The following is a 23,105-nucleotide window of genomic DNA, read 5'->3' on the forward strand; positions in this document are numbered from 1 at the left end:
GTTACGCCCGTCTCATCGCGCCGACACGTGACTTGGGTACGTGTTGTCGATGACTGACTCACCCACGACCACGACCGTCGACGCCCCGCCGCGCTCGCGGTGGTACACGTCGCTGTTCACCCAACTCCTGGTCGCCATCGTCGCGGGCATCCTGGTCGGCTGGCTCTGGCCCTCGTTCGGTGCCGATCTCAAGCCGGTCGCCGACGCCTTCATCAAGCTGATCAAGATGCTGATCGCCCCAATCATCTTCTGCACGGTGGTGATCGGGATCGCGCACGTCGGCGATCTCAAGTCCGTCGGCCGCATCGGGGTCAAGGCCCTGATCTACTTCGAGGTCGTCACCACCTTCGCGCTGCTGTTCGGACTGGTGATCGCCAACGTCGTCAAACCCGGCGCGGGCTTCGACATCGATCCTCAGACGCTGGCCTCCGGGGCCGACGCCGTCGCCAAGAAGACCGGGAGCGGGGAACTGCCCCACACCGTGGAGTTCTTGCTGAACATCATTCCGACGTCGGTGTTCTCGGCCTTCGCGGAGAATCAGCTGCTGCAGGTCCTCTTCTTTGCGGTGCTCTTCGGGTTGGCGCTCGCCAAGTTCGGTGAGCACGGTCCGCCGGTGGTCTTCGAGCTGATCGAACACCTCAGCAGCCTGCTGTTCACCATCATCGGATGGATCATGAAGCTGGCGCCGCTGGCGGCGTTCGGGGCGATGGCGTACATCATCGGTCAGTACGGCATCTCGTCGTTGGGCAGCTACGCCAAGCTGATCGGCGCCTGCTATCTCGGGGCCGCGCTGTTCATCCTGGTGCTCGGGGTGATCGTGTGGTTCCTCGCCGGCGTCAACCTGTGGCGCTTCGTGGTCTACATCAAGGACGAGCTGTTCCTCGCGTTGGGAACGGCCTCCACCGAAGTGGTGCTGCCACGCATCATGGACAAGCTGATCTTCGCCGGATGTTCGCGCACCACAACGGGCTTGGTGGTCCCAACCGGATACTCCTTCAACCTCGACGGTGCCACCCTGTACCTGTCCATCTGCGTACTGTTCCTGGCGCAGGCGCTCGGCGTCGACCTGAGCCTCGGCGAGCAGATCACGGCCGTGCTGGTGCTCATGCTGACCTCCAAGGGCATGGCTGGCGTACCCGGGTCGTCGTTCCTGGCGTTGTCGGCGACCGTGGCCGCCATCGGGCACGGAGCGATTCCCGTGGCCGCGGTGGCGCTGCTGCTCGGCGCCGACCGGATCATGGATTCGATGCGGGTGTCGGTCAATCTGCTCGGCAACTGCGTGGCGACCATCGTGGTGGCGCGCTGGGAGGGCCAGTTGGACTCCGAGCGCATGAGCGCCGTGCTCCGCGGCGACGTGACCGAACCCGTCGAGGCCGAGGCCGAGGACGTTCCCGACGTCGTCGTGTCGTCACGCTAGGGCTACACCCGCGTCGAGCGTGGGCCTCGTGCACGCGAATTCGCGAAAGTTCGAGCGTAAGGCCCACGCTCGGGGTCAGGGCATCGGGCCCAGCGGTCGTCTCGCCAGCTCCAGCACTTCCTCGGTGGTCAGCGGACTGTGCGGGTGCTGGGACAGGCACCACGGCGCCGTGATCTTGTGAAAGGCAGTGCCTTCGAGCGCCGCGTAGAAGTTTCCGGCCCGCAGTCTGCTGATGTCGGGTACCAGGCCGCCCTTGACCCGCGCCATCTCCTTGGCGACGGCGATCTGGACGGGTGCATTCAGCAGTCCGAACAACTGCGTTGCCGCGTTGCCGGGAATGTTCGGGTTCAGGCCCTTCGGCGCCTGGGTGGCGTAGACCAACCCCAACCCGTACTTACGGGCTTGCGACGACAGCGCCAACGTGCTGCGCGTCGCCACCGTGGTTCGGCCCGAGGGCGCGAAGTTCTGCGCCTCGTCCATCACCAGCAGACCACCGAGCGGTCGGTCGCCGGCGGGATTGCGCTTGATCCAGGCAAACAGCGCCATTTGCAGTTGGTTCACGAACCCTTCGCGCTGCGTTCCGTCAGACAGTCCGACCATGCTGATCACCGACACCCTGGCGCGGTAGCCGTCCGACGGAGTCAGCAGTGCGCCGGGGTCGGCCGGGGCGCCACCGCCACCGAACATCGGGTCGTTGACCATGGCCGCGCGCAGGTTCTGGCTCAACTCCGCGCCCCGGTCACGGGCATTCGCGATGACGCTGACGCCGTCGGGCAGATCGGCGAGTGCGCCGAGGAAGCCGGTCAGCGTGGGCGACGGCCGCCGGCCGTACCACTGCAGCGCTTCTCGAAGCACCGCTCGCGATTGGTTGGCCTTGGGGGTCTTGCCCGCGATGTGGGCGTGGGGTTCCATTGCCGCAAAGGCGGATTCGACTGCCTCGTTGAATTCGTCGTGATCGTCGACGACGCTGGCGAAGTCGGGAAGCGGCTGAAAGGACAGCGGTCGTCCGGCTGAGCGACGCGGCGTCCACACCACCACTTCGGTGTGGTCGAAGTAGTCAGCGGCCAATGCCGAGTCGGCCGCCCGCCAACCGCTGGGGTGTTCAGTCCAGGGCACGCCGAGCCGCGCCAGGTCGTTGTTGGGATCCAACACGATCGACGACACCCCGCGAAGGGCGCACTCCTCGACCAGCCGACGGATCAGCACCGTCTTGCCCGATCCCGATCCCGCGAAGATGGCGGTGTGCTTGCGCAGGGCAAGCAACTCCACGCTGAGCGGCTGCCCGGTGGCGTCGTCGACGCCGAGGGGAATCGCCGTGCTGTTGGCGTGGTCGCGGGGGGCGTCCTTCGTCAACCGCTTGGCCCACGGCTCGCGCTCCGGCTCGGGGATCGGCTCGGGTTCGGGAACCGCCGACGGCGTGGGGATCTCGGCCGCCTCGGGTCCAGCCTCGTCGCCGAGCGCCTCGCGCAGGAAACCCAGCCCATGTGCGGGCTTACGGCTCGTCAACCATCCGACGAGGTCGGGATGGTCGTCGGCGATGAGATCGCGCAGCGCCGATGCGGTACGCAGATCGTCATCCGACAGCGTGAGCGTGCGACCACCGGACTCCCCAAATGCGGCGACCACCTCCGCCGTCTTCGCGCCACCCGGCCACGGGGCGTTCCGCAGAAGGAACAGCTGACGCTTGTCCGCGTTGCTGCCGAAACCAGCTGCGACACAGGCGTTCTTGATCCGATTCTGGACCGCGATGGCGTTACCGCTCGCGATCGCCCGGAATGCCCAGTGCCGTTCGTCGTCGGTCGCCGCGTCGAGGCGCTGCCGAAGTCTGCCGTGCAACGGAACCTGCTTGCCCGGAGGCGGGTCGAGTGCGAACGTCTGCTCGACGTCGCCGCGTTCGATGATCCACGCGTCCAACGCGGCCGACAGCAGGCCTGGCACCGTGATGTCCTCGCCCTCGGGATCCAGAGCCGCCGCACCGACCGCTCGCCTGCGGAAGTCGGCGAACAAACGGTCCAGATCGGTCGTCTCCAACGGTGCGTCGACGGGTGCGGGTTGCCCCGAGTCGGCAGGCGCACTGAGGTGGGCCAGCTCCTCGACCACGTCGCGATCGAGGCATGCGCGGACATGGGCGTCGGCGCGCTGAAGCAGTCGTCGTGGGGTGTATTGCTGCGCGTCGTCGAACGCCGACGGCAGAATAGGCCAACTCGGGTAGGGCGGCGTGAAGTCGACGGCCCGGTAGCTCGCGGTGAACCGGCGTTCGAGAATGGCCCGGCCGATGTCGGCACTCGGAAGTTCGTGCAGCGGCGCGGTTTCGCGGAACCGATCCGCCACCGTGGCCGTTGCCCTCGATCGGATCGACTCCCACACCGACGGCAAGCAGGCCACCACCTCTGCGGTGCGGCGCATCGTCTCGCGGATCGACATGAGCCCATGCGCGACGTGCTCCAGATCGCGGTTGTCGGTGGCGCCGTCATCGCGGCCACCCGTCGACGTGGCGGACTGCGCCAGCAGGGTGTCGATCTGATCGATCGCCATCACCGACGGGCCGGCAAGAGCGACCAAGCGCGAGATGTCCCGCACGCATTCCTGTGGCGTCAACGTCGACACCCCGATCGCCCAATGCCTGCGACCGGTGTCGTCCACGTCTTCTGCGGAGTTGAGGTAGGCCTGCCCGATGTCCTGGATACCGAGATCGTCGGCGCCGAGCAGAGTGAGGGCGCGCAGGGTGTGCTGGGTTTGGCGGACCGTCTGCGGTGCCGCCTTGTGGAGAGCGTTGAGGAAGGTGCTGAGCACCTCCGGTGTCAGTTCGTCCTCCCCGGAGACGGCTCGACGGTCGGCGCGGGAAACGTGAGCCACCGATGCAAGTTCCCACAGCAGTTGCTTCAGCTGGGTTTCGCGGTCCCGAGCCGGCCTGCCGAGACTCTCCAGAATGCTGCTTCGCGCCGACTCCCAGAAGCTGGTGGCGTCGAGGAGTTGCAACAGGAAGAAGAACCCGCCGCCGGCCTGAACCCGTTCGCGGACCTGGCCCAGCAGATGGGTCTTGCCGGAGCCTGCCGTGCCGCGCACGACCACACCCAGCGGGCTGGATTCTGGGTGCCGGTCGGCGTCGGCGAACGCGTCCATCACCTGCTCGAGCGCCTTGTCGTGAATGCCCGGGACGTGGAAGGCGCCTTGGGCGTTCCACAGATCGTCAGCCGACGGCGCGAAGGACAGGCGAAGGGACTTGAGGGCGTCGCGTGCCGCAGGATCCATCACGAGTCGATCGCGATCAGGTGCCGAGCCCGGTTGCCGATCTCGACGGCGGCCGCGTGGTCCTCGTCGGTCAGCGTCTTCTGATTCTCCTCGGGAATGAGGCTGACGCCCGGTGTGCGCTGCATCTGCGTCAGCGCGCGGTCCAACTCGGATTTGGACACGTCGGGCAGTTCGGCGCGCAGTCGCACCAGGTCCACCCAGCCTCCAGCGCGAGCCGCCAGTGTGACGTACGCGGCCCGGACTTGCCCCTCGACGTCCACCTCGTCGTCCAGCGCAGTGAAGACGTCGGCGGGGGCAAGGCCCGCCCGATCGAAGTACCGCCGCAGCGCGCCGAGCACGGTGTAGAGCGCCTTGCCCGGACCCGTGGCGCGCTCAGGTGCCTCAGCACCGATGAGGGCCGCGCACGTCTTCCAACCCCGGTCGGTCAGGTCTAGCGTGATCGCCGGCTTCGTCGCGGTGATCTCGACCAACCCCTTCTCGATCAGCCGTTCCCGGTTGGGCTTGGGCAGCCTGGGGCCCAGTGCGGCGAGGTCGGGGTTACGGACGGGGCGCGCTTCGGCCATCAGAACCAGCAGCACGGCTTGCTCGGTGCCGGTGAGTTCATCGGGGGCGACGCTCAAGGCAGATTCCCTTCATTGGTCTCTTCTGTGACAACAGACTTTCGATGACGTCAACCACGTCCTTGGCCGACGACACGGCACGGGGGAGCTGATGGCGAATGACGACGGGGGCCCCGGCGGGGAGGCGGGTCGACGACAGCGGTAGCCCGCATGCCGCTGAACTCACCCGACCTCCTGCACCGTCGTCGTATCGCACCCATTGTGTCCTACGCGCCGCGTAGGGGTCAGACGACGGCGGCGCGCAGGTCGTCGTCGAGCGACGCCCGGACCAGAGCGGCGGCGAAATCGGCGTCCCGGCCTGCGGCGAGTGCGCTCAACTCCTGCGGATCGGTCGGCAGGCCAAGCTGTTTGGCGGCGTCGCGCGCCCGCTCGTCGTAGTAGGGCCGCACCCACGTCCAGGTGTCCTGCACCTCGCGCAGGAAGATGTCGGACCCGGTCGCCCCGATGCCCTTGAATTGCTGGAGCAGCTTGGCCGCGGCGGCCGAATCCCCGTCGGCGGCGTCGGCGAGCTTGCGCAGGTCGTCACCGTACTCGTCACCGACGGTCTGCGCCATCTCCGTGAGCCGGGTGGCCGAACTCTCGTCGTAGCGGGCGTACCCGGCGCGTCCGAACGCGTCGATCATGGTCTTGCGGTCGGCGTCGCGGACGGCTTCCGGCGTGCGCAGGCCGGCGTGGAACACCTCGCGGGCGGCGGCGACCGCGACGCCCGCGTCGATGGGCTTGCTGGCCAGCATGCACAGGACCAGCAGTTCGAACAGCGGCATCGGGGTGTCCTTGAGCGTGATGCCTGCCTCGCGGGCGTAGGTGGTGCCCGCCTCCTTCAGTAGCCGCTTGGCGATGTCGCCGCGGCGAGAGTCGTTCTGCGCCATGGCGCGGGCATACCCGAGGACGATGGCGGCCAACCGCTACTTCGCGGGAAGTCCTTCGGCGTAGCGAGCGCCCTTGTCGACCCACGTGCGCAGTTGCCGCTTGGTCGCCACACCGGCGGTGTCGACGCGAATCCAGCCGCGCGTCTCACGCCCGGCCATCACCATCGGCTCGACGTGCGCGCGTTCGAGCAGCGCGTCGGTCTCCTCGGTGGGGACGCGGACCATTAACCCGCCCTTGCCGCTGACGCACACGGCCATGTTGCCGCCGACCATGAACGCCAGACCGCCGAACATCCGCTTCTCCTGCACGCCTGCAGTCCCAGCGAGCAGTTCCCGGACACGGTGCGCCAGGTCCTCGTCATAGGCCACCGTCCGAGGTTCTCACGTCGCGGGCGTCCAGCCCAGCCGTGGCCCGAGCTTTTCAGCCAGGTCGGCGACGATCTGGCTGTAGTCGGCCTCCTCGAAGGAGAAGGGCAACGCGAAGGCAATTTCGTCGGCGCGCTGGAATCCGGCGTGCTCGAACAGCTGGTCGGCAAGTTCGTCGGACGTACCGACGTAGTCCTGGGAGAACAGCATGCCCTTCGGTCCCTGCGGAGCCTTGGTGCGCTCGAACCGGCTTGCCGCGTATTCGCGGTAGCGCCGGATCTGGTCGTCGGTCGCGGAATCGGTGGGGATGACGACCAGTCCCTGTGACACCCGGGCGCTTTCGGGCCGGGGGTGGTGGGCGCGGTAGGCGTCGATCTGCTCGCCCTGGATGGTGGCGAAGTCGCGCGACTCGGTGCCCTCGATGCTGACCACCGAACTCGTCAGGTAGTTGACGCCCTGCGCGCCGGCCCACTTCGCCGATTCCAGCCCGCCGCCGTACCACACCCGGTTGGCAAGGCCGGGGGAGTGCGGCTGGACGCGACGGGTGAAGCGTTCGATGCCGACGACGCCCTCGAAGTCGCTGACCGGCTCACCGCGCAGCGCGCGCAACAGCCGCAGCACCCGCTCCTTGGAGAAGTCCTCCACGTCGTGGGTGTCGGGGTAGAGCGCCGTCTTGTAATGGTCGTACATCATCGGAGTACCCACCGAGACACCCGGATTGACGCGACCGCCGGACAGCACGTCGACGGTGGCCAGATCCTCGGCCAGCCGGAACGGGTTCTCCAGGCCAAGCGGAATGACGGCGGTGCCCAGCTCGATGCGCGACGTGCGCTGACTGGCCGCGGCCATGATCGCCACCGGGCTCGAGATGCCGGGTTGCAGGTGCCGGTCGCGCAGCCACACGCTGTCGAAGCCCAGGGCCTCGGCGCGCTCGATGACCTGCAGGGTCTCCTCGATTCCCGGGCCGGGGTTGGCGTCGTCGAATCGACCGATGGTCAGGAACCCGAGCTTGCGCAACGGTTCTCCGCGTCTGGGCATCAGGTGGTCTCCGTATCCATTGCCGTGGTTGTGGGGTGATCTAGGGTGGGTGTGGCGGTGGGGGCCGTCAGGTTTTGTTGACGTTCGTCATCGAATGATGACGGGTGTGGGGATGTGGTGTGGTTCGGGGTGGGTGTGGCGGACGGGCGCGAGCCAGTCACGGCGTCACCCCGGCGTCGCATACTGCGCACGTGACGACACCGACACCGTGGTGGGACAACGACCCCGAGATCGCGGAGATTCGCCGTCGCACGGCCGAGGAGTTCGGAATCGTCCTTGACGCAACCGAATCCGGCGCCACAGGGACCGACGATCCCGACGACTATGACGACTTCGACGACGGCTACTCCGCAGAGCCCGCCAAGCACGATCCCGTCATGGCGGAATTGCTCGACGGCCGCAGCTTGCGACGACTCTCGGAAGCTCGCGAGGCGCTGATGGACGCCCGCGAGGGGTATGACGACGCTCCTGGAGGCTCGCACCGCCGGCTACTCCTGGGGTGAGATCGGCACCGTGCTTGGCGTGTCCAAACAGCAGCTGCACCGCCGGTTCGGCGCACGACAGCGGGGCCGACGGTAGTCGACCCCGCTGTTCGTGCCATCGATCAGGCGGCGACGGTCGCCGCATCGGCCACTGGCTCCAACGCCTGCGCGACGATGTCGGCGACGTCGGTCATCGGCCGGACGTCCAGCGCGTCGAGCACTTCGGCTGGGACGTCGTCCAGGTCCGGCTCGTTGCGAGCCGGGATGAACACCGTCTTCAACCCGTTGCGCTGCGCGGCGAGCAACTTCTGCTTCACCCCGCCGATCGGGAGCACCCGACCGTTCAGCGTGACCTCACCGGTCATGCCGACGTCACCGCGAACCTTGCGGCCGGTGGCCATCGACACCAGCGCCGTGACCATCGTGACGCCCGCCGACGGGCCGTCCTTCGGCACCGCGCCCGCCGGGAAGTGGACGTGGATCTGACGATCCAGCTCCGCGCGGTCGACGCCCAACTGCTCGGCGTGCGCCTTGACGTAGGAGAGCGCGATCTGCGCCGACTCCTTCATCACGTCACCCAGCTGGCCGGTCAACTGCAGGCCGGCGTCGCCGGAGTTCGAGTTCGCCTCGATGAAGAGCACGTCGCCACCCAGGCCCGTGACGGCCAGGCCGGTCGCCACGCCGGGCACCGCGGTGCGTTCCTCGGACTCCGGGGTGAAGCGCGGACGCCCAAGGTAGGCAACCAGATCCGGCTCGTCGATGACGAGGTTCTGCGGATCGACCGCCAACTTCGTGGTCGCCTTGCGCAGCGCCTTGGCGAGCAGCCGCTCGAACTGACGCATGCCGGGCTCACGGGTGTAGTCCGCGGCGATCTTGCGCAGCGCGTCGTCGGTCACCGACACCTCCTCGGGCGTCAGCGCCGCGCGGTCCCGCTGCCGCGGCAACAGGAAGTCCCGGGCGATGGCCACCTTGTCGTCCTCGGTGTAGCCGTCGATCTGCACCAGCTCCATCCGGTCCAGCAGGGCCGACGGGATGTTCTCGATGACGTTGGCCGTCGCCAGGAACACGACGTCGGACAGGTCCAGGTCGAGATCCAGGTAGTGGTCGCGGAACGTGTGGTTCTGCGCCGGGTCCAGCACCTCGAGAAGAGCCGCGCTCGGATCGCCCCGGTAGTCCGAACCCACCTTGTCGATCTCGTCGAGCAGCACGACGGGGTTCATCGAACCCGCTTCGCCGATGGCCCGAACCAGCCGCCCGGGTAGAGCGCCGACGTAGGTGCGCCGGTGTCCGCGGATCTCGGCCTCGTCGCGCACGCCGCCGAGGGCGACGCGAACGAACTTGCGGCCCAGCGCCCGTGCCACTGATTCACCCAGTGACGTCTTGCCGACACCGGGAGGGCCAGCCAGCACCATCACGGCACCGGAGCCACGCCCCCCGACGACCTGCAGCCCTCGCTGGGTGCGGCGGGCCCGCACGGCCAGGTACTCGACGATGCGGTCCTTCACGTCGTCCAACCCGTGGTGGTCGGCGTCCAGGATCTCCCGCGCCGACAACAGGTCGGTGGAGTCCTCGGTCGTCACGTTCCACGGCAGGTCGAGCACGGTGTCCAGCCAGGTCCGGATCCAGCCACCCTCGGGGCTCTGCTCGCTGGAGCGTTCCAGCTTGCCGACCTCGCGCAGCGCGGCCTCGCGCACCTTCTCGGGCAGCTCGGCAGCCTCGACCTTGGCCCGATAGTCATCGGACCCCTCGGGCTCACCCTCGCCGAGCTCCTTGCGGATCGCGGCCAGCTGCTGGCGCAGCAGGAACTCCTTCTGCGTCTTCTCCATGCCGCTGCGGACGTCGTCGGCGATCTTGTCGTTCACCTCGACCTCGGCCAGGTGTTCGGTGGTCCACTCGACGAGGCTGCGAAGCCGCTCGGCCACGTCCTCGGTCTCCAGCAGCTGCCGCTTCTGCACGTCGGTCAGGTACGACGCGTAACCGGCGGTGTCGGCCAGCGCCGACGGGTCGCTGATCTTGTTGACCACGTCGACGATCTGCCACGCCTCTCGGCGCTGCAACATGGCCAGCAGCAGCTTCTTGTACTCGGCGCCCAGCGCCTTGGTCTCGTCGGTCGGCTCGGCGTCGGCGGCCTCGGTGACCTCGACCCACAGGGCGGCACCGGGACCGGTGGTGCCGGACCCGATGTGGGCCCGCTTCTCACCGCGGACGACGGCGGCGGCGCCACCGCCGGGGATGCGTCCCACCTGCACGATGGACGCGATTACGCCGTAGGTGGGGTAGCGGTCCTCGAGCCGGGGCGCGATCAGCAGCTTGCCGCTCTCACTCGCCTGGGCGGCGTCGACCGCGGTCCGCGCAGCGTCGTCCAGTTCGATGGGGACGACCATTCCTGGCAGCACGATCGGCTCGCTGACGAAGAGCACGGGCACTGCGATGTTTTCAGACATCAGACTCCTTCAAAGTTCAGCCTGATGCGCTCAACTATGCGTGGGGGCGGTTTGTTCCCAGGGTGCTAGGCGGCAGCGGCAGCAGCCTCGGCGGCCGCCGAGGCCCGGCGGCCGACCACGACGGTCGCCAGCACGAGGAGCCCGATGACCGGAATGGTGATCGCCGAGTTCACGCCGTTGGCGGCGTCGACGGACAGGTGCGCGATGACCACGAGCCGAATGGCCACCTCGACCAGCAGGCCGACGCCCCACATCGCCGAGAGCCGAACGTGCACGCGGCGGATCCGCCTGCTCTCGTCCGGCGTCGGGTCGGCCTCCCCGGCGGGTCGGAAGCGTTCGCCGACCACCTGGGTCAGCGGCGTACCGACGACGCAGCTGCCGAGGAAGAGCAGGCCGCCGATGCCGTTGACGAACGTGTTGCCGATCAAGATGAGCTTGGGGTCGGTGGTGGCCAGGCCGACGGCCAGGCTCAGTCCGAAGGTCAGCAGCAGGTAGACGGCGAAGGGGTCGAGTCGTCGACTCTTCACCACGCCGTATACGACCCGCGCCCCCGACAGCACGGTCGCCGACAGCAGGGCGACGTACTCGGAGACCCCCAACGCCCGTAGTCCGTAGTAGGCGAGCAGGGGAGGTGCCACGTCGAGCAGGATCGTCTGGAACAGCGGACGCATCGAACGGCGCTGGGCGGAAGCCGGTTCTGTCACCACGGCCACTCTAGCCACGGCACCTGACCGGCGCCTGTGAGGGAATAGTCGGCGGCGTACCCGTGTCGTAGGACACATGGCAAGGGCTGTTCGATACGACCGGTACGGCGAGCTCGACGTCCTGGAGGTGCGTGACGTTCCGCGCCCGCGCCCCGCCAGCGGCGAGGTGGTGGTCGCCGTGAGGGCGGCGGGCATCAATCCCGGGGAGTCGATGATCAGGCGCGGCCTGCTACACGACCGTTGGCCCGCCACGTTCCCGGAGGGCGAGGGGAGCGACCTGGCGGGAGTCGTCGACGAGTTGGGCAGCGGCGTCACCGAATTCGCCGTCGGCGACGAGGTGGTCGGCTTCTCGCTGACGCGCTCCAGTCACGCCGAGTACACCAGGGTGCCCACCGGACAACTGGTCCCGAAACCGGCCGGCGTGCCGTGGGAGGTGGCGGGCAGCCTTTACACGGCCGGCGCCGCCGCCTACGCCGCAGTGCGGTCGGTGGCCCTCGGCGCCGGCGACGTCGTAGCGGTGTCCGGGGCCTCCGGCGGCGTCGGCACCATCGCCGTCCAACTCGCGAAGCACACGGGTGCAACGGTTCTCGGCATCGCGGGCCCGGACAACGACGACTGGTTGACTGCTCGCGGTGTCACGCCGGTCAACTACGGCGACGAGCTGGCCAGCCGCCTGCGCGCCGCGTCGCCGACCGGTCGCGTCGACGCGTTCCTCGACCTGTTCGGCGGCGGTTACGTCGAACTCGCAGTCGACGACCTCGGCATCGCACCCCAGCGCGTCGACACGATCATCGACTTCGCCGCCGTCGAAGCCCATGGGGTCAAGATGGAGGGCACCGCGTCGGCGTCCAGCGCGGCGGTGGTGGCGGAACTCGCCGAGCTGGTCGCCGCCCGTCGACTGGAGATTCCGATCGCCGGAGTGTTCCCACTCGATCAGGTACGCGAGGCGTACCGCACCCTCGAGCGGCGGCACACCCGCGGCAAGCTCGTGCTGAGCATGCGATGACGCCGGTCGAATCGGGCGGCCGCCGTCACGAGGTCGCGGTCGCCAACTCGACGGACTCGACCGCCGCCGGGCCGATCCGCAGGACGCTCGCGGTGGCCACGTCGTAGAACATGCCGTAGACCTCGACCTCACCCCGTCGACACCGCTCCTCGATCATCGGGTGCCGGGTGAGTGCCTCGACCTGCCGCGACACGTTGACCATGCTCAGCTGGTCGACGGGCCCGAAGCCGGCGTCGGCCGCAGCCTGCGCGACCGGGTGGGCGCCGTCGTCGAACGCCGCCACCGCGCCCCGTCCGTTCGCGAGCCACCTCGACATGTGCCGCTCACCCTCGCTGCGTGGCGGCTTGGCACCCAGCAGGGCGTGCATCGCCCCGCAGCTGGAGTGGCCGCACACCACGATCGACGAGACACCCATCTTCTCCACCGCGAACGCCAGGGCTGCCTCGGTCGACGCGTCCGTCTGGTGTTCTGGCACCAGGTTGCCGACGTTGCGGACCGTGAACAGGTCGCCGGGTCCGCTGCCGGTGATCTGGTCGGGCGCGATGCGCGAGTCGGTGCACGTGATGAACAGGGTGTCGGGCCGTTGTGCGTGGGCCAGGCTCTCGACCAGCGGTGAGGTCCGGCTCTGGATGTCGCGTACCGGCGGGCCGTCGAGTGCACTGTCCATGTCGACGGTGCCGTGTTGGCAGATGTCCACCGAGCCGCCGGAGGCTTGATGCTGACGCCGCCAGTCGTCGATCGCCCCGTGGGCCGCGTGGTCGATGAAGTCCACCGACAGGTCGACGGTGACCTTGGCCCCCGGCGGCACCGAGGCCAGCACGCTCGTCAGGCGTGGCAGCGACAGGAAGCTGCACGACCCCTCGATCACGATGCGCCAGTTCCCGTCGTCCTCGCCCTCGCCGACGGGCGTGGCGACGATGCGGGTGCGCACCACGCGCCAGACGGTCAGCGCAATCGACAACGCCAACCCGATCAGCACCCCTTCGAGCAGGTTGAGGAAGACGACGCCGAGGACGGTGACCACGTAGACCGCGATGTCGCCTGTGCGGCGGGCGGTTTCGATGTGCACCCGCTTGACCAGCTGAATGCCGATGACGATCAGCAGGCCGGCGAGCGCCGCCATCGGAATTCGTTCGGCCAGCTCGGCGAAGGGGAGCGCGAACACCAGCACCCACACGCCGTGCATGACCGCCGAGGCCCGGGTCCGCGCACCGGCCGCCACGTTCGTCGAGCTCCGCACGATCACGCCCGTCACGGGCAGGCCGCCCAGGGTGCCCGAGGCGATGTTCGCGGTGCCCTGGCCGATCAGTTCGCGGTCGAAGTTGGTGCGCGGACCGTTTTGCATCCGGTCGACGGACACCGCCGAGAGCAGGCTCTCCACACTCGCGATCAGGGCGACGGTGAGCACGCCCACGGCGAAGGCTCCCCACTGGCCCTCCGGCAGACTCGGCAGAGCGATCGCGTCGAGCAGCGAACCGTCCAACGTGACGCGGTCCACGTCGAACCGGAAGATCACCGCGACCATCGTCGCCGTGACGATGGCGACCAGGGGGCCCGGCACCTTGCCGAGCCGCCCCGGTACCCATCGCCAGCCGACCAGGATGGCGATGACGAGCACGCCGAGGAACACTCCCGGGCCGTGCGCGCCGAGCACCTGTCCTGGTAGTTCCGTGACGTTGCCCCAGGCAGAACTCTGCGAATCGCCGCCCAGCAATACGTGGACTTGTTGCAAGGCGATCGTGAGTCCGATGCCGGCGAGCATCGCGTGAACCACCACCGGCGAGATCGCCAGCGCGGCGCGCGCCACCTTGCTCAGCCCGAAGAGCACCTGGAGGACGCCAGCCGCAACGGTGATGGCACAGGTGACCTTCCAGCCGAACTGGCCGATGAGGCCGGCGACGACGACGGTGAGGCCCGCTGCCGGCCCACTGACCTGAAGCGGTGAACCGCCCAGGGCGCCTGCGACGACGCCGCCCACCACCGCTGCGATCAGGCCGGCGAGGGCCGGCGCGCCCGAGGCTATGGCGATGCCCAACGACAGCGGCAGGGCCACCAGGAACACCACCAGGGACGCGGGCAGGTCGTAGCGAAGAATGGGACCGATCCGTTGGGAGAGTGAACTCCCCGAGCGTTGCAAGATGTCGAGCTCCTGTCGGTCACGGCCACCGGGATCGGCGGCCTCGTGCTCAGCGGTTCACGCCAGTCGGGTATTGACGTGGGCGAAAGCGATTCTCCTGCAATCCAACTAGCTGGACTGCGGGTCAATTCACAAGGGCGAGAGTATTAATGGCGGTTCTGCTCGGCAAGGACATCGGTGCGACGCATAGAGAATGCAAATTTGGCCCGTCATGCGGTGTTGGTGCCGTCACACCCCGGGACGTGCCTTCGGACGTCCACCAGCCATGGAAACGGCTGGCGTGCAACGGGATTGATGTCAAATCGACGACGTGTGTCGGGGAGCCGCCGCTGCGGGCATCATGAGAGGAACCTGTGAGTTGGGTGACAGCCCGGCCGATCGTCGGGACACTCGGAGGCATGACGATGACGTCGACGAACACCGCCCCCCGGCAACCCCGCTCGGCCGTGCTCGGCCAGCTGCCCCCGATCCGGCGGCCCGACGGCTCTGCGATCAAGGTACTGCTGATCGACGACGAGCGCGCGTTGACGAACCTGGTCACCATGGCCTTGAAGTACGAGGGCTGGGAGGTCGACGTCGCGCACGACGGACGCGAGGCGCTGACTAAGTTCGCTGCGACCGACCCGGACATCCTGGTGCTGGACATCATGTTGCCCGACGTCGACGGACTCCGGATCTTGCAGCGGGTCCGCGCCGCGGGCACCTACACCCCGGTGCTGTTCCTGACCGCACGCGACTCGGTGAGCGACCGCGTCACCGGACTCACCGCCGGCGCCGACGACTATCTGACCAAGCCGTTCGACCTGGAGGAGTTGGTTCTGCGGTTGCGCAGTCTGCTGCGACGCGGAGGTGACCCCGTCGCGTCCGCCGACGAACCCGCGGACGAGACCCTCCACGTCGGCGACCTCACCCTCGACGTGGCCAGCCGCGAAGTCACCAGGGCCGACGAGCGCATCGAACTGACCACGACGGAGTTCGACCTGCTCCGGTACCTCATGCGCAACCCGCGCCGGGCGTTGACGCGCGAGCAGATCCTCGAGCAGGTGTGGAACTACTCCTTCGGTGGGCGGACCAGCATCGTCGACCTGTACGTGTCGTATCTTCGAAAGAAGCTGGATCGCGGCCGCGAGCCACTGATTCACACCATTCGCGGTGTGGGATACCAAATTCGGCCACCGCGATGACCGCGGCGTCGACGACCCCGTGGTGGCGCCCCCGCACACTCAGCAGGCAGCTCGTCGGCGGTGTCGCCGTGCTCGTCACCGTCGTCACCTTCGGTACCGGTGCCCTGTCGGTCTACAGCCTGCACACCTACATGACGACGATGAGCGACGCCGAGGTGGAGCATTCCCTGGCAGCGTTCGAGCATTCCTACGAGAAGGTACGGGTTGGCCCGTCCGGCGCCGGCGGTGAGCCGCTGACCGACTTCATCGGGCAGGCGCCGGGCACGCTCATCGCGGTGATGGACGGGGACTCGGTCGTCGACTCGGCGATGTTCTCCGAAGGTGACACCGACGAGACACCGGGCCCGGCGGTCAATTCGCTGCAGTTGGCGTCCTGGAACACCGACCAGCCGCAGACCATCGAACTGGACGGGCTGGGCCGCTATCGCGCCGTCAGCACCGAGGTGGACGACGGCCGGCGGTTGGTGTCGGCGGTCTCGATGGAGAGCGCCAATCGCGTGGTTGCGGCGAAGACCGTTGCCGTGGTGGTCATTACGTTGGTGGCGGCACTGCTGGCTGGGGTCGGAACCGTACTGCTGGTGCGCTGGGCGCTGCGTCCACTGCGCCGGGTCGCGGCCACCGCGGCGAGGGCGGCCAAGATGCCGCTGGCCGATGAGGACCACCGCATCACCACGCGAGTGCGTCAAGCCGACTCCGATCCCGACAACGAGGTCGGCATCGTCGGTGAGACGCTGAATCGCCTGCTGGCCAACATCGACTCGGCCTTGGCGGCGCGCGCGATGTCCGACCGGCGCATGCGCCGGTTCCTCACCGACGCCAGTCACGAACTCCGCACGCCGCTGGCCGCCATCCAGGGCTATGCCCAGCTGACCCGTCAGGAGAGTGCGTCCCTGCCACCCACAACGGAATATGCGTTGGCGCGCATCGAGTCTGAGTCTCGTCGGATGACGTCACTGGTTGGCGACATGCTGCTGCTGTCCCGCCTCGACGAGGGGCAGGGTCTGGAGAATCGTCGGGTCGACCTGACCGCGCTGGTCGCCGACGCGGTGAACGACGCCATCGTCTCCTCTCCCGACCATCGGTGGTCGACCGACCTGCCCGTGGAGTCCGTGTGGGTGATGGGGGACAGGGCGCGGCTCCACCAGGTGGTGAGCAACCTGCTGTCCAATGCGCGCCACCACACTCCGCCCGGTGTCACCGTCACCACCGCACTACGACTGGTGCGCGACGAGGCCGGAGAGGCCGTGCAGCTGACCGTCACCGACGACGGGCCGGGGATCGACGCCACGCTGCTGCCGGAACTGTTCGAGCGGTTCGTCCGAGGCGACCGAGCGAGCGCCGACCAGCCGGAGTCCACGGGCCTGGGCCTGTCGATCGTGGCGTCCGTCGTCGAAGCCCATGGCGGCGCCGTGTCGGCACGCTCCGGCGGAGGCAGCACGCAGTTCGAGGTGCGGCTGCCTCCGGCGGTCGTGACTGCCGGCTAGTGGTTGTGGCACACGACGTCGACGTAGACCGTGTTGTGCAGGTCTGGGTCGATCTTGTTGCCCGACTCGTCGAGGTTCGAGTTGTTCAGCCCGCTCGTGCCGGTGACCTTGCACTGTGACAGCGGCACGGCCGTCGAGCCGTTGAGCTGAACGTGGTGGCCCTGCGCTTCGAGCTGGGCGATGGTGTCGGCGGTCGAGTTGACGCTTGCCGCCGCCGGGGCAGCCAGGCCGAAGCCCACGATCGCGGTCAGGCTGACACTCGCGGCGGCGATTCCGAAGGTACTCATTGAACTCCTTTGTCCAGGTGTCGATTTGATGCTTCTTCACCAGCCTACGGACGGTCGCAGGCGACCCGAGGCGCGGACGACGCACCATCGGGTCGGTCGAGAGTCGTTGAATCACTTGTCTAGCAGCATCTTTCGCCAGTATGTCTCACGGTCTCCGCATGGATGATCGCCCGAGTCACATATCCGACGCATATGTTTGCGTTTCGCATGAAGGAGTTCTGACTCAGTGAAAGATGCTGTTCGATAGGTAAATTGGAACTTGTCAGGCGAGAGTGAATCTCGAAGCACCGAGCAAGGGAGTAGAAGATGAAGATGCGTTACATCGCCGCCAGTGTCATGACCGGACTCGCCGCTGCGGCCGTCGCCGCGGCCCCGATCGCCGGCGCGGCTGCCAACCCCAGCACCGTCACCGACAACGGGCGCGCCACCATCACCGACAAGAAGGGGCACAACGCGATCGTCGTGCAACCGCCGACGGTCTCGTCGCCGAACTCCTACGGCAACTTCTCCTCGCCGCAGCCGTTCATGTTCTTCGACTGATGCTTGGCCGGCGGGCGACCGGCCGCGAAGCGCCACCAGGAAAGGCCCTGACACACCACGGGTGTCAGGGCCTTTGCTCGTGCTGCTCGGTACCGCTCGCACGTGGGGACGGACATGAAAGAGGGGAACCTGCCGTCCGGGGGTGACGGCAGGTTCCCCTTGCTCCTTCTAGCCAGGTTGCTCCGTTACGCGGAGGCCTGTGCTCCCAGCGTCCGCTGGACGTCGGGGATCATCTGCTGCAGCTGCTGACCCCAGTATCCCCAGCTGTGCGTGCCGGTGGCCGGGAAGTTGAACACGCCGTTGGTGCCGCCCGCGGCGACGTAGTTGTCGCGGAAGGCCTGGTTGGTGCGCAGCGTGAAGCCCTCGAGGAACTGCGCCGACATCAGGTTGCCACCATCGGAGCCGGTGTCGAGATCCGACGGCGTGCCGGTGCCGCAGTAGATCCAGATTCGGGTGTTGTTGGCGACCAGCTGGTTGATGTTGACCATGGGGTCGTTGCGCTTCCAGGCCGGGTCACTGGACGGGCCCCACATGCTCTCGGCGTTGTAGCCACCCGCGTCGTTCATGGCCAGCCCGATCAGCATCGGCCACCAGCCCTCGGAGGGGTTGAGGAAGCCCGACAGCGACGAGGCGTAGATCCAGTTCTGCGGGTGGTAGATGGCGTAGGTCAGCGCACTGCCGCCGGCCATCGACAGGCCGACGACCGCGTTGCCGGTCTGCGACACACCGTAATTGGCCTCCAGGTAGGCGGGCAGCTCCTGGTTCAGGAACGTCTCCCACTTGTAGGTGTAGTCCTGGCCGTTGCCCTGCGACGGCTGGTACCAGTCGGTGTAGAAGCTCGACTGACCACCGACGGGCATCACGGTCGACAGGCCGGACTGGTAGGTCCACTCGAACGCGGCGGTGTTGATGTCCCACCCGCTGAAGTCGTCCTGCGCGCGCAGGCCGTCGAGCAGGTAGATCGCGTGTGGTCCACCGCCCTGGAACTGGACCTTGATGTCCCGGTTCATCGCCGCCGAGTGCACCATCAGGTATTCGACCGGCAGGCCCGGTCGAGAGAACGCCCCAGCCGTCGCCGATCCCCCGACGAAGCCGATCAGCCCGGGCAAGGCCACCGCTGCCATCAGTCCAACGGCCAACCGGCGCAACCCCGTACCACGAATCATTCTGACGAACTTCATAACGGCAACAGACCGCCTCTCTCTTTGCTTCTCATGTCTTCAAGCAATCGCCGTTGCTCTTCGAGAGTTAGTGAATCACGCGCTCGTGGTTCGATCCGGCTCTCAACGCCGTCCGGCGACGTCGCAGTTGGCTAACGATTCCGACTCGACGCAGAGACCTTGGCCGCTCGCCGACCGCTGATTTCCGGTGTGACCTGTGTGAATGGAGTGGCCAAAGTGATGACAACCGGGGCCGCGATACGCTGTGTTCGCCACGGGTCGCGGCGCGAACCGGCGCGGTGATCAGGCAAGACTCCGCGAGGCGCCCTCGTACCGGTCGCGGCAGAGGAGGACCCCTCGACGCCGGACGGCGTGTCGCACCCGGCCCGCAGACCCGCTGACGTCGGCGGCGCCGCAGCCGCCAGCAAACTCTCGTGCCGGCGCCAGAGCCGTCAGTCGGCCGTGGCGACCGCGAGCGCTCGCCGCACGTCGGCGTCGCGCTCCTCGATGGTGCGGCCGATCTCTTGCAACAGCAACGGCTTTCGCGCCACCAGCTCCTCGACGTCGGCGCGCTCGATCTGCAGCACGGTGACTTCGTCGAGGGCATAGGCCCCGCCGGTGACGGGTTCGCGGGTCAGCGTGCTCGAGCCGAGGAAGTCACCTTCCTCCAGTGTGCGGACCGGGATGATCGCACCGTCCTCACCGCGGGCGATCAGGCGTACCCGGCCCCTCACGATGAAGGTCATCCGCGTGGGCACCGTGCCCGGGGTCTGGATCGCCTCGTCCGCGCCGTAGCGGGTGAGTCGAAGCGCCGGGATCAGCGCCTGCTGATCGGCCTCGTTGAGGCGCAACGTCGGCGCCACCATCCGCATGGACCTCTCCATCCGGTCCTCGGTCGCGAAGTCGTCCTCGACGTCGTCCAACCGCAGACCCGCCCGCCGCGACGCGTACCAGACCCACCGCAAGAACGTTGCGCGAGTGGCGGTGTCGTCAGCGGGGGAGCGAAGCGGAATGGCCGTGGTGTACTCCCCGGCACCGCTGGTGACGGTCGTCGGATCGGCTTCGCTGCGCAGGTGCGGCAGCGCGCGGGCGACCCCAGTCAGCACCGCGCAGACGTCGTCGGGTGGGTCGTTGGCGGCGAACGTGGTCGTCACCGTGATGGAGTGCTCGCCCGGCGGTCTACTCAGGTTGGCGAAGGACGCCGCGGCGAGCACCGAGTTCGGAATGATGCGTAGACCGCTGCCCGTGTCGATGTGGGTTGCGCGCCAGTTGACTTCGACGACGCGTCCACGCGCCGAGGTCACGTCGACCCAGTCCCCGATCCGGAAGGGCTGTTCGAAGAGCAGCAGCAGGCCCGAGATGATCTGTCCGACGGAATTCTGCAGGGTCAGGCCCAGGACGATCGACGTGATGCCGAGCGCGGTGAACAGGCCACCGACGTTGGCGCCCCAGATGTAGGAGAAGATGATCGCCAGGCCGACGGCGATGACCACGAAGCGAGCCACGTCCAGGAAGATCGACGGCATTCGCTTGCGCCACGAACCTTCTGGTGCGCCCTGGAACAGCGTGGCGTTCAACCCCGACAGCATCAGGATGAGCAGGACGAAGCCCAGCACGGTGGAGATGATGCGGACCGGGGTCGCCTGGGCGGGCACCTCGGTGGCCTTGACGAGCAGCAGCAGCAGCGCAGCCAACGGCAGAATGTAGTTGCGCACCAACCCGACCGGACGCGCCAGGCCGCTGCCGCGCCGGGCTAGTGCAACGCGCAGCTCGGTGAGCGCCACCAACCCGATCGGGAGCCCGATCGCGACGCCGACCGCCCAGTAGAACCAGGTGGAGTCGACGATCCTGGTCACGACCGACGCTCCTTGAGCCGCCAGATGGGTTGCGACTCGGTCCCCACGGTGACCTCGCCGGCGGGGGTGAACTCCCGGGTGTCGCGCATCGCGTCGTAGACGTCGGCCGTCACGTAGACCCCAGGCTGCGGTGAACCGCTCTGCACCTGGTAGGCGAGGTCGACGGCCGCGCCCCACATGTCGTAGGCCACGCTGGCCCGCCCGACGAGCCCGCTGCTGACCCGACCGGTGTCGATGCCGGCCCGCAGGCGCAGGGCGTGCCTGCCCTCGGCGTTGAACCGGTCGACGATCCGGTTCATCTCGACCGCGAAGTCCACGGTGCGCCGGACGTTGTCGATGCGCGGCACGTTGAGACCGCAGCTCGCGAGGTACCCGTTGCGTAGCGAGCGGACCCGCTCGATCCCGAGACCCTCTGCCGCAGCGTCGAATTGACGAACCAGCTTGTTGACGATCGCCAGCGATTCCGCGGAGGTCAAGCCAGCCGACAATTCGTCGAGGCCGACGACGTCGGCGAAGATGACGGTGACGTCCTGGTGGTCCTGGGAGATGGTCTCCTCGCCCTCGCGGTACCGCGCCACCACCTGCTCCGGCATCAGCGACAACATGATGCGGTCGTTCTCCCGCCGCTGCTCGTTGAGCAGGCCCTCCTTGATGGCCAGGTTGCGGCTCATGTCGTTGAAGGCCACCGTCAGGTCGCCGAACTCGTCGCGGGACACCACGGGGATCGTCGTGCCGTAGTCGCCGGAACTGATCTGCTGCGCTCCGCTCTCCAGCCGTCGGATGGGCCGGACGAACAACCGTGCCAACAGCATCGCGGCCAAGCAGACCACGAAGATGATGGCCACCGTCGACAACACCAGCTTTCTGGTGAACGCCGAGACCGGTGCGAACGCCTCGGAGGTGTCGATCTTGGCGACCACGGCCCAGCGCAGCCCGGGAATCTCGGCGGGAGCGTAGGCCTGCAGCGTCTCGTGTCCCAAGTAGTCGTCGGCGATCAGCGTGCCCCGTTGGCCTTGTTGGGCCAGCTTCGTCGCTTCGGTCGCGACGGGTTGCACCAGCGTGGTGCCGTGCTGGCGGATCGAGTTCTGAGCCACGTCGGGCGGCGTGCCCGCCTCGACGGCGTCACGCTCGTAGGCCGGGGCATCTTCGATGAACAGCCGGGAGTTGGAGCGCATCAGATCGTCGGGACCGACGATGAAGGTCTCGCCGGTCATGCCCATCCCGGACCGTTCCCACTGTCCGTCGAAGGTCATCAACTGGTTGATCTTGGAGATGGGGAACTGCAGCGCGAGCACCCCGTCCACCCGTCCCTGCGGCCCGACCGGGGACACGAACCAGGCCGTCGGCTCGGTGGCGGGCTGGTAGTCGCCGAAGTCGGTGATTCCCACGTAGTCCACCGCGTTGGAGTCGAGCGCCTCCCGGTAGGCGTCGCCGAGTTTGCTGCCCTTGTACGGTCCGGTGAGGATGTTGGTGCCGAGGTCGACGCCCTTGTAGGCGCTGTAGACGACGTTGCCCCGGGTGTCGAGCAGCAGGGCGTCCTCGAATTGGAAGCGGGTGACGATCTCGCGGAAGAAGTCGTTGTATCGGGCGTTGGCGGCCGACCACGCGCTGCCGTCGCGGGCGTCGTCGAAGTCGATGGCGGCGTCCCAGTCGGCGGTGGGCTTGTCGTAGGCCCCAAAGGGCACGGTGTAGAGCGACTGGAGATAGGCCGGGGCGCCGGACGTCGGCAGGAGCGCCTGGACGTCGACGTTCTCCCCGGTTTGCGCGTACTCGTCCTTGGCGAAGCGTTTCGTGTAGTAGTCGTCGAGGGCCTGTTCCTGTGCCGGGGTGACGGTGGCGGTGGCGAGTTGGTCGTACCCCGCGGTGAAGTCGGTGATGGCCTGGGTCGCCGTGGACCCCCGTGAATACACGACCAACGAGTTCTTCAGATCCGCGATTCCGTTCTGCAGGCTGCGGCTCTGCGACTGCCGGATCTCGGTCAGCCGGTCGAAGACCGACGCACGCAAGGAACTCCGCCCCGACTGGTAGCCGATCGCACCCACGACGGCCGCGGACAAGATGCTCGTCAGGAGCAGCATCACCAGCAGCTTGGACTGGATGCTGACGCGCGACATCAGCCGGCGGCGGCTTCGCGTGGTGGACGTGGTCGAGTCGGCCGTCCCAACCTGCGCTTGGTTCTCCGTGGAGGTCGTCATCGGTTGCACAGAGTAGCGGGCAAACCCGCTGGTCGCGCCGACTCGCGAATGTTCGGCGCGGTCG

The 23,105-nt window shown here is 67.8% G+C and carries 18 protein-coding genes; 6 read left to right on the forward strand and 12 right to left on the reverse strand.

The features are described 5' to 3' along the window. Positions 1 to 49: 49 nt before the first annotated feature. Positions 50 to 1,417, forward strand: coding sequence for a C4-dicarboxylate transporter DctA (dctA, locus tag H7J06_RS16310; protein WP_264040006.1), 1,368 nt, complete (start codon positions 50 to 52; stop codon positions 1,415 to 1,417). Positions 1,418 to 1,492: 75 nt separating this feature from the next. Here the strand turns inward: dctA and H7J06_RS16315 are convergent, their stop codons facing one another. The 5 genes from H7J06_RS16315 to H7J06_RS16335 form a co-directional block, all read right to left on the reverse strand. After that, positions 1,493 to 4,669: a helicase HerA domain-containing protein gene (locus H7J06_RS16315; RefSeq protein WP_264040007.1), complete on the reverse strand. Its 3,177-nt coding sequence runs from the start codon at positions 4,667 to 4,669 to the stop codon at positions 1,493 to 1,495. Beyond that, positions 4,669 to 5,289, reverse strand: a complete 621-nt coding sequence (locus H7J06_RS16320) for a hypothetical protein (protein ID WP_264040008.1) — start codon at positions 5,287 to 5,289, stop codon at positions 4,669 to 4,671. Before H7J06_RS16320 ends, H7J06_RS16315 begins: the two co-directional genes overlap by 1 nt. A gap of 224 nt (positions 5,290 to 5,513) precedes the next feature. Continuing rightward, the gene (locus tag H7J06_RS16325) at positions 5,514 to 6,158 is read right to left on the reverse strand and encodes an HhH-GDP family DNA glycosylase (protein WP_264040127.1); all 645 of its coding nucleotides are present in this window, start codon (positions 6,156 to 6,158) and stop codon (positions 5,514 to 5,516) included. A gap of 36 nt (positions 6,159 to 6,194) precedes the next feature. Then, entirely contained in the window at positions 6,195 to 6,527 is a 333-nt protein-coding gene (locus tag H7J06_RS16330) for a TfoX/Sxy family protein (RefSeq protein WP_264040009.1), read from the reverse strand. Positions 6,528 to 6,539: 12 nt separating this feature from the next. Continuing rightward, entirely contained in the window at positions 6,540 to 7,562 is a 1,023-nt protein-coding gene (locus H7J06_RS16335; protein WP_264040010.1) for an LLM class flavin-dependent oxidoreductase, read from the reverse strand. Between the two features lie 191 nt (positions 7,563 to 7,753). On the opposite strand from H7J06_RS16335, the gene H7J06_RS16340 reads away from it, so the two are divergent. Next, positions 7,754 to 8,065, forward strand: coding sequence for a hypothetical protein (locus H7J06_RS16340; protein ID WP_264040012.1), 312 nt, complete (start codon positions 7,754 to 7,756; stop codon positions 8,063 to 8,065). A 101-nt stretch (positions 8,066 to 8,166) separates the two neighbouring features. Here H7J06_RS16340 and lon read toward each other — a convergent pair whose 3' ends face one another. Both lon and H7J06_RS16350 read right to left on the reverse strand, forming a co-directional pair. Next, positions 8,167 to 10,488, reverse strand: coding sequence for an endopeptidase La (gene lon, locus H7J06_RS16345; RefSeq protein ID WP_264040013.1), 2,322 nt, complete (start codon positions 10,486 to 10,488; stop codon positions 8,167 to 8,169). 65 nt (positions 10,489 to 10,553) lie between these two features. Then, on the reverse strand, positions 10,554 to 11,192 hold the full coding sequence (locus H7J06_RS16350) for a VC0807 family protein (RefSeq protein WP_264040014.1): 639 nt from the start codon (positions 11,190 to 11,192) through the stop codon (positions 10,554 to 10,556). 76 nt (positions 11,193 to 11,268) lie between these two features. Between H7J06_RS16350 and H7J06_RS16355 the strand changes: the two genes are divergently transcribed. Then, positions 11,269 to 12,198 carry an NADP-dependent oxidoreductase gene (locus H7J06_RS16355; RefSeq protein WP_264040015.1) on the forward strand — a complete coding sequence of 310 codons (930 nt, stop codon included), beginning with the start codon at positions 11,269 to 11,271 and terminating at the stop codon, positions 12,196 to 12,198. Between the two features lie 25 nt (positions 12,199 to 12,223). On the opposite strand, the gene H7J06_RS16360 is transcribed toward H7J06_RS16355, so the two are convergent. Continuing rightward, complete coding sequence (locus H7J06_RS16360; RefSeq protein WP_264040016.1) at positions 12,224 to 14,335, reverse strand: SulP family inorganic anion transporter; 2,112 nt, start codon at positions 14,333 to 14,335, stop codon at positions 12,224 to 12,226. Between the two features lie 398 nt (positions 14,336 to 14,733). On the opposite strand from H7J06_RS16360, the gene H7J06_RS16365 reads away from it, so the two are divergent. Further along, positions 14,734 to 15,519, forward strand: a complete 786-nt coding sequence (locus tag H7J06_RS16365; RefSeq protein ID WP_264040017.1) for a response regulator transcription factor — start codon at positions 14,734 to 14,736, stop codon at positions 15,517 to 15,519. Continuing rightward, positions 15,516 to 17,003: a sensor histidine kinase gene (locus tag H7J06_RS16370; RefSeq protein WP_264040018.1), complete on the forward strand. Its 1,488-nt coding sequence runs from the start codon at positions 15,516 to 15,518 to the stop codon at positions 17,001 to 17,003. Before H7J06_RS16365 ends, H7J06_RS16370 begins: the two co-directional genes overlap by 4 nt. Here H7J06_RS16370 and H7J06_RS16375 read toward each other — a convergent pair. Next, the gene (locus H7J06_RS16375; protein WP_264040019.1) at positions 17,000 to 17,290 is read right to left on the reverse strand and encodes a hypothetical protein; all 291 of its coding nucleotides are present in this window, start codon (positions 17,288 to 17,290) and stop codon (positions 17,000 to 17,002) included. The two genes, H7J06_RS16370 and H7J06_RS16375, sit on opposite strands and share 4 nt — an antisense overlap. Before the next feature lie 306 nt (positions 17,291 to 17,596). On the opposite strand from H7J06_RS16375, the gene H7J06_RS16380 reads away from it, so the two are divergent. Beyond that, positions 17,597 to 17,830, forward strand: a complete 234-nt coding sequence (locus H7J06_RS16380; protein ID WP_264040021.1) for a hypothetical protein — start codon at positions 17,597 to 17,599, stop codon at positions 17,828 to 17,830. 185 nt (positions 17,831 to 18,015) lie between these two features. On the opposite strand, the gene H7J06_RS16385 is transcribed toward H7J06_RS16380, so the two are convergent. From H7J06_RS16385 to H7J06_RS16395, 3 genes are all read right to left on the reverse strand, one after another. After that, positions 18,016 to 19,011, reverse strand: coding sequence for an esterase family protein (locus tag H7J06_RS16385; RefSeq protein WP_264040022.1), 996 nt, complete (start codon positions 19,009 to 19,011; stop codon positions 18,016 to 18,018). Positions 19,012 to 19,442: 431 nt separating this feature from the next. Continuing rightward, positions 19,443 to 20,846 (reverse strand): mechanosensitive ion channel domain-containing protein, encoded by a 1,404-nt coding sequence (locus tag H7J06_RS16390; RefSeq protein WP_264040024.1) that lies wholly within the window; start codon positions 20,844 to 20,846, stop codon positions 19,443 to 19,445. Then, on the reverse strand, positions 20,843 to 23,041 hold the full coding sequence (locus tag H7J06_RS16395) for an adenylate/guanylate cyclase domain-containing protein (protein ID WP_264040025.1): 2,199 nt from the start codon (positions 23,039 to 23,041) through the stop codon (positions 20,843 to 20,845). The genes H7J06_RS16390 and H7J06_RS16395 overlap by 4 nt, the downstream gene beginning before the upstream one ends. Positions 23,042 to 23,105: the final 64 nt, after the last annotated feature.

The sequence above is a fragment of the Mycolicibacterium hodleri genome, from assembly GCF_025822245.1.
Lineage (GTDB): Bacteria > Actinomycetota > Actinomycetes > Mycobacteriales > Mycobacteriaceae > Mycobacterium > Mycobacterium hodleri.

Coding starts and splice junctions, on each gene's coding strand:
- dctA (WP_264040006.1), top strand. CDS start 50: ATGACTGACTCACCCACGACCACGACCGTCGACGCCCCGCCGCGCTCG.
- H7J06_RS16315 (WP_264040007.1), bottom strand. CDS start 4,669: ATGGATCCTGCGGCACGCGACGCCCTCAAGTCCCTTCGCCTGTCCTTC.
- H7J06_RS16325 (WP_264040127.1), bottom strand. CDS start 6,158: ATGGCGCAGAACGACTCTCGCCGCGGCGACATCGCCAAGCGGCTACTG.
- H7J06_RS16335 (WP_264040010.1), bottom strand. CDS start 7,562: ATGCCCAGACGCGGAGAACCGTTGCGCAAGCTCGGGTTCCTGACCATC.
- lon (WP_264040013.1), bottom strand. CDS start 10,488: ATGTCTGAAAACATCGCAGTGCCCGTGCTCTTCGTCAGCGAGCCGATC.
- H7J06_RS16355 (WP_264040015.1), top strand. CDS start 11,269: ATGGCAAGGGCTGTTCGATACGACCGGTACGGCGAGCTCGACGTCCTG.
- H7J06_RS16365 (WP_264040017.1), top strand. CDS start 14,734: ATGACGATGACGTCGACGAACACCGCCCCCCGGCAACCCCGCTCGGCC.
- H7J06_RS16370 (WP_264040018.1), top strand. CDS start 15,516: ATGACCGCGGCGTCGACGACCCCGTGGTGGCGCCCCCGCACACTCAGC.
- H7J06_RS16375 (WP_264040019.1), bottom strand. CDS start 17,290: ATGAGTACCTTCGGAATCGCCGCCGCGAGTGTCAGCCTGACCGCGATC.
- H7J06_RS16380 (WP_264040021.1), top strand. CDS start 17,597: ATGAAGATGCGTTACATCGCCGCCAGTGTCATGACCGGACTCGCCGCT.
- H7J06_RS16385 (WP_264040022.1), bottom strand. CDS start 19,011: ATGAAGTTCGTCAGAATGATTCGTGGTACGGGGTTGCGCCGGTTGGCC.
- H7J06_RS16395 (WP_264040025.1), bottom strand. CDS start 23,041: ATGACGACCTCCACGGAGAACCAAGCGCAGGTTGGGACGGCCGACTCG.